This window comes from Burkholderia sp. HI2714, assembly GCF_002223085.1.
Classification (GTDB): domain Bacteria; phylum Pseudomonadota; class Gammaproteobacteria; order Burkholderiales; family Burkholderiaceae; genus Burkholderia; species Burkholderia lata_D.
The window spans coordinates 1-4876 of the sequence record NZ_NKFM01000100.1 but is presented as its reverse complement, the minus strand read 5'-3'; the positions used below and the strand labels follow the sequence as shown (position 1 = coordinate 4876).

Annotated in this window: 4 protein-coding genes and 1 pseudogene; all 5 read right to left on the bottom strand. The window is 58.1% G+C overall.

Going from position 1 to position 4876, the window contains the following annotated elements; all coding sequences use genetic code 11:
• Positions 1 to 318: pseudogene (locus CFB82_RS40940) on the bottom strand (hypothetical protein); the annotation flags it as partial.
• Between the two features lie 107 nt (positions 319 to 425).
• Positions 426 to 1544, bottom strand: a complete 1119-nt coding sequence (locus tag CFB82_RS40935) for a YopN/LcrE/InvE/MxiC type III secretion system gatekeeper (RefSeq protein WP_306426998.1) — start codon at positions 1542 to 1544, stop codon at positions 426 to 428.
• The gene (gene sctC / locus CFB82_RS40930; RefSeq protein ID WP_089487888.1) at positions 1534 to 3240 is read right to left on the bottom strand and encodes a type III secretion system outer membrane ring subunit SctC; all 1707 of its coding nucleotides are present in this window, start codon (positions 3238 to 3240) and stop codon (positions 1534 to 1536) included. The genes CFB82_RS40935 and sctC overlap by 11 nt, the downstream gene beginning before the upstream one ends.
• Positions 3237 to 4007, bottom strand: a complete 771-nt coding sequence (invF, locus tag CFB82_RS40925) for an AraC family transcriptional regulator InvF (RefSeq protein WP_218829099.1) — start codon at positions 4005 to 4007, stop codon at positions 3237 to 3239. The genes sctC and invF overlap by 4 nt, the downstream gene beginning before the upstream one ends.
• A gap of 96 nt (positions 4008 to 4103) precedes the next feature.
• Complete coding sequence (locus tag CFB82_RS40920; RefSeq protein ID WP_089487887.1) at positions 4104 to 4490, bottom strand: transposase; 387 nt, start codon at positions 4488 to 4490, stop codon at positions 4104 to 4106.
• Positions 4491 to 4876 lie beyond the last annotated feature (386 nt).

Below are 4876 nucleotides of genomic sequence, written 5' to 3'. Positions count from 1 at the left end.
CAGCCGCCAGTACTCTTCCATGAAGCCGGTGATCTGACGCATCGCCCAACGAAACAACCGGTAAAACGTATAGATCAGCTCGATGTAGGCGTTCGTGTAGGTTGGGGCACGCCCGGACACACCCGGCCCATACGGCTGGGTGTTGATGAACAGCGCCTTCAGGTCGCCCTCCGGGCAGTAGAGGCTGAGCTGGCCTCGCCGCTTCAGGCTCTGATTGTAGGCGCGGGCGTTCGCGACCCGATACGTCGGTTTCGGGCGTTTGCGCGGCGCTCCGGATTTCAGGCTGGCTTTGTATGGCAATGAACGTTCACGAGGCATAGATCAATTGCCCTTTCTACTCGACCTCACGCTGCCGCGCAACCACCCCCTTCCGAACAAAGCCCACCACATTTGACTTTAACTCGTTGCGACAGAACCGAACCACATCAACCACTCATGCGCCTGCGCTCGATCCGTTCGTGCTCGTAGGCAATATTCGCCATGTGGCGCAGCTTCTCTAGCAGGGCGTCCTGCCAGCGCGCGTCGACGAACAGCGTCGGAGACAATACCTTGCAGGCCCGATACAAGGCCTGCAGCAATATGGACTGTTCGCTACGTCGGCTAAGCAACGCGCTGCGCCCCACCACATCGGCCAGCAGCGCGTCCAACTCCTGCGGTGACTGCAGTATGGACAGCAAAAACAACACCCAATCGGCTTCGTTGCCATTGAACTCACAGACTTTCTCGTTTGCCAGCAAGCCGCCCACAAACACGGCATCGCTGGAACGCAGCAGTTTGAGCTGACCAAGCCGCCCCAGCAGATACCCAAACTCCAGCCGCGAACAACTGGCGTCCTGCGAGTCGATGTCCGTCAGAAGCGCACCTTCCATGAAGTCCAGCACCGTCGCGCGGCGCTGATAGCCGTAGCTGCCGATCCAGTCGACGTAGACATCCACTTCCCTTGCCTCGGATTGCAGGAACTGCCGATAGCTGGCGCGCAATATGCCGGGACTCAACTGTAGCGCCTTGCCGAACAGCCTAGCCTTGAGCGCGCAATTGATCCCGGCCTTCAGCAATTTGGGCTTGGCCTGATCCTCAACTTCCTTGAGCAGCGCTTGCAAGCGCTTATGCACCACCTCTTCCATCTGGCGGCGTCGCAACAGCTCGCGCAGCACCAGCACCAGATCGCTGTCGTCGGGAAATAGCGCGCGGGCCTCGCGCAGCAACTCCGCCTCGCTGATTCCATGCGCCTTAGCCACCTGGATGATCTGCTGCGCCTTCGGTTGCGCTTCCTCGTCCAACACGCGCTCGAAGCTGTCGGCCAGGTTGCCTAGCTTTCTGTCGTAATCGCGACGATTGCGAAACTGCGTCAGCACAGCCGCCATTTCATCGGTGGACTGGAGAAAGCGCTGCACCTCGGCGGCGGGATCGGTATCATCCGCGCGCTGCGCCTCCGCCTGGAACGCATCTCCCTTCCGCACCACATCGCGCTGCGCATCCTGTCTGGCGTGATGCTTGGCCGAGCGCAGGCCTATGGTTGGTATCGGGCGAGCACTAATCTCCACGGCGGCCCCCGCGATCTAGGTAGTCGCGAACCCATTGCTGCTGCGGATCATTGCCAATGCCCGCCTGCTTTGTCACACCCTCCGCCAAGTCGCTGGCATCGGGAGTCAACGGATCGACGATCTCGCGCGGCTGAATCAGGAACACCCGCACGGTATTGCTCTGATTCTGGTTGCGATAGCGGAACAAGCCCCCGACCAGGGGCAACCTCCCCAACCCGGGGATCCTGGCAGTCCGCTCTACGCTGGAATCGCGAGTATAGCCACCGATCAACAAGCTCTTGTCCTGCGGCACGCGTGCCACTGTGCTGATGCGGGTGCGACCGACTTCGGGCAAAGCATCGGGACTGGAATTTTCATCGTCCGGAGCCTTGGCCTCGCGTCCATCCTCGATATTCAAGGACATCTCGATCTGGCCATCGGCGGAAAAACGCGGCAACACGCTAATCAGGGTGCCGTAGGTCACGGATTGCAGGTTGGCCGTGCGCTCCCCAACCAGCTTCGCATAGAACGTGCGGTTGTTATCGAATAGCGCCGGCACGTTTTCTTGCGTCAGCACCACCGGACGCGATACCACTTGAGCCTTGTCCTTCTGTTCCAGGGCCATGACAGACGCAATGAAGCGGCTGCCGTCCAGCGTGCTGACGGAACCAGCCTGATTCAGTGTCACGCCCAGCTTGTCGCCGATCGTGGCCGAACCGCTCCACTTGACACCCAATTGGTCCAGATCTCCTTTATCCAGATCGATGATCCACAGCGACAGCTCAACGTGGCGCTTCGGCACATCCAGCGCCTCGGCGAGCTTTTCGATAAAACGCACTTGCTCGGTCGTGCCCTTGACCAATAGGCTGTTAGTGTCCGGGTAGGCGATAACCTTGATGTCGCTGGCCGCGACATCCTGCTTCAGCGCCTCCGGCAGGCTGAGCCCGCCCGGATAGGCCGATGCCTTCGATTCTCCACCACTGGTAATAAAATCCGGCATCGCCGGAATATCGTCTCGACGCGCCGGCGGACGCAACGGCGCACCGCTCTGCAACGGTTTTCCCTCACCGAGCAACAGCTTCTCGATCACAGTCGCCATGCCGGGAATGACAATTTTTTGATCCCGCAATTCATAGCTTCTATCACTGACAAAGGTATTGTTCAGCCGCACCACGCCTATCTTCTGCCGCCCCAACTCCACGCCATTACTCTGCTTGTCCATGAAAGTGGCCGCGTTAACCACGAGATCGACGAAAACCGGCGGACCGGAAACGTAGAAGGTACCGCTGCGCGCATCGCCACGCATCGGATAACGCCGGTCGTACAAGCCGGAACGGCGTAGAAAATCATTGAACGTGCCTAAGGACACGTTGCGCAGCGATACCACTGCGTTGCGAATTTCGCTGGCATCGTAAATGTAGATCGCCTGTCCGTCGTGATACCAGATCAACCCCAGCTGCTGCGACAGCTTGTCAAGCAGCGCCTGCGAGCCACTCAAATCGAACTCGCCGCTGATCTGCTTACGCGCGGCCAGCTTGCTGACGATGATGGGCTTGTTCAGCTGCGCGGCCAACGCGTCGAAAAAGCTGCGCAAACTCTCATTCTTGGCGACATATCCGCTACCGGCGGAAACCGTTGGCCCCGCCGCCCAAGCGACAGGAGGCGCTAGTAGTAGGGCGCATGCCAAAAACCATGCGCACGAGTGATGTTTTTTCATTCTGTTGCCAATCGGATGATATTGCATAAGGTGCGCGGAGACATTCCGAGCAACCCTTTTATTTCATTTGAAAAATGAGACGAAGAAGCATAGCCGTGCATGAGGGCGATCTGGGTCAGGCTTCCTCGCCTTTCCACGACGTCTAGCATCGAGCGCGCCATCCGCCAGTCTCGCAGCTCGGTCTTGGCTGCACCGCCCAAGGCATGACGGCATAGGCGGCGAAAATGGGAATATGACACGCCGTAACGCTGCCCCAGATCCTGCAAGGTATTGCTCCCCGTCGACTGAGCCAGCAAAAACCGCACTAGCCAGTAGCTCTCGCTATGGCGCAACAGGGCGAGGAATGGTGACAACGAAGCCGGCGCCTCCAGCATCTGCAATAGAAACCAGTATTCGCAGCGTTTTCGTTCCTGCCAAACCGATGGCTCCTCATGGGACAGCAAAGACCAGGCGGCGAACTCTGAGCGCGCGTCCTCCACTCCATTCGCTTCATCGATGAAAGCCAACAGCTTACTGAACACTTTCAGCTTGAGCGGACGAACTCTCAACTCTCCTGCGGCGACGCGAACCTCGACCCGATCCAGCAGCAAGATGCCTTGCCAGCCGTCCGGTGCCTCCCACGACTCACTACCCTCTTTCCATGTCAGCTCCAGACATGCACCTTGATCCGAACTGAACTGCAGCAACCAAGCCTCTTGAGCCGGAACGCTGCGCCTGGCGCCTGAGCACAATGCTTCCTGCGAATTCAACACTTCGTGATCTGTCATCAGTCAATGCCTTAAGTGTCCACACCAAACTAGCTTGAAATTGATGCCGTAGCCAGCCAGCAGACTGGCCGGTTCGGCATCGATGGGTTATTTAGTTCAGTTGATGAACCGTCGCCATCGATATTTCAGGTGCGGCCAGACGATCTCGATCAGATTGAGTTCGGGGCTGAAGGGCGGCAAGTAAGGCTGGTACGCCTTGTAGTCGATCAACCAACGCTCGCGTGTAGCTGCGTCGATACCGTGATGTATGCTGGCGCTGCCCAGCACAATCATGGTTGATCGGGCATCGCCTTCGACGAGCATGCTGTCGATGGATCGGACCACATCCGAGCCTTTGATGCTGCGGGATGTGTCGTGTCGATCAGTTCGTTCGGCCGGAAAGCGGGCGCCCCGAGGACACTGCGTCGGGTATGCGTGTTTGGTTTGGCCGTATGGAGCAGGCCTCGTGGTAACCGGCTTCTCTGACGCGATGGCGAGCAGCAAAAACCGCCTCGTCCAGAATCAGCAAGCGCACAGCTGCTCCGCGATCGGCTTGCTGAAGCTTGTCGAGCGTAGCCTAGCCCGCTGCCCATCAGCACCAATACTGCGGCACGCGTGCGGATATCGCGATGATTCACGGCCAGTTTTTCCAAGGTCTGCTTCTCCACATCCGTCAGCATTAAATTGCATTTCATCGATACGCAACTCCTGAGAGGGATGCGTATCTAACGCTCAATGTTCAAATCAGTTTACGACAAACAGCTAAGTGTTCACGAAAAACTGACTTGATATTTGATGCCGTACCCGGCCAGTAGGTCGGCCAATTCGGCATCGATGGTTTTCTTGGTCCAGGTGGCGAAGCATCGCCATCGATATTTCAGATGTCGCCA

Coding starts and splice junctions, on each gene's coding strand:
- sctC (WP_089487888.1), bottom strand. CDS start 3,240: ATGAAAAAACATCACTCGTGCGCATGGTTTTTGGCATGCGCCCTACTA.
- invF (WP_218829099.1), bottom strand. CDS start 4,007: ATGACAGATCACGAAGTGTTGAATTCGCAGGAAGCATTGTGCTCAGGC.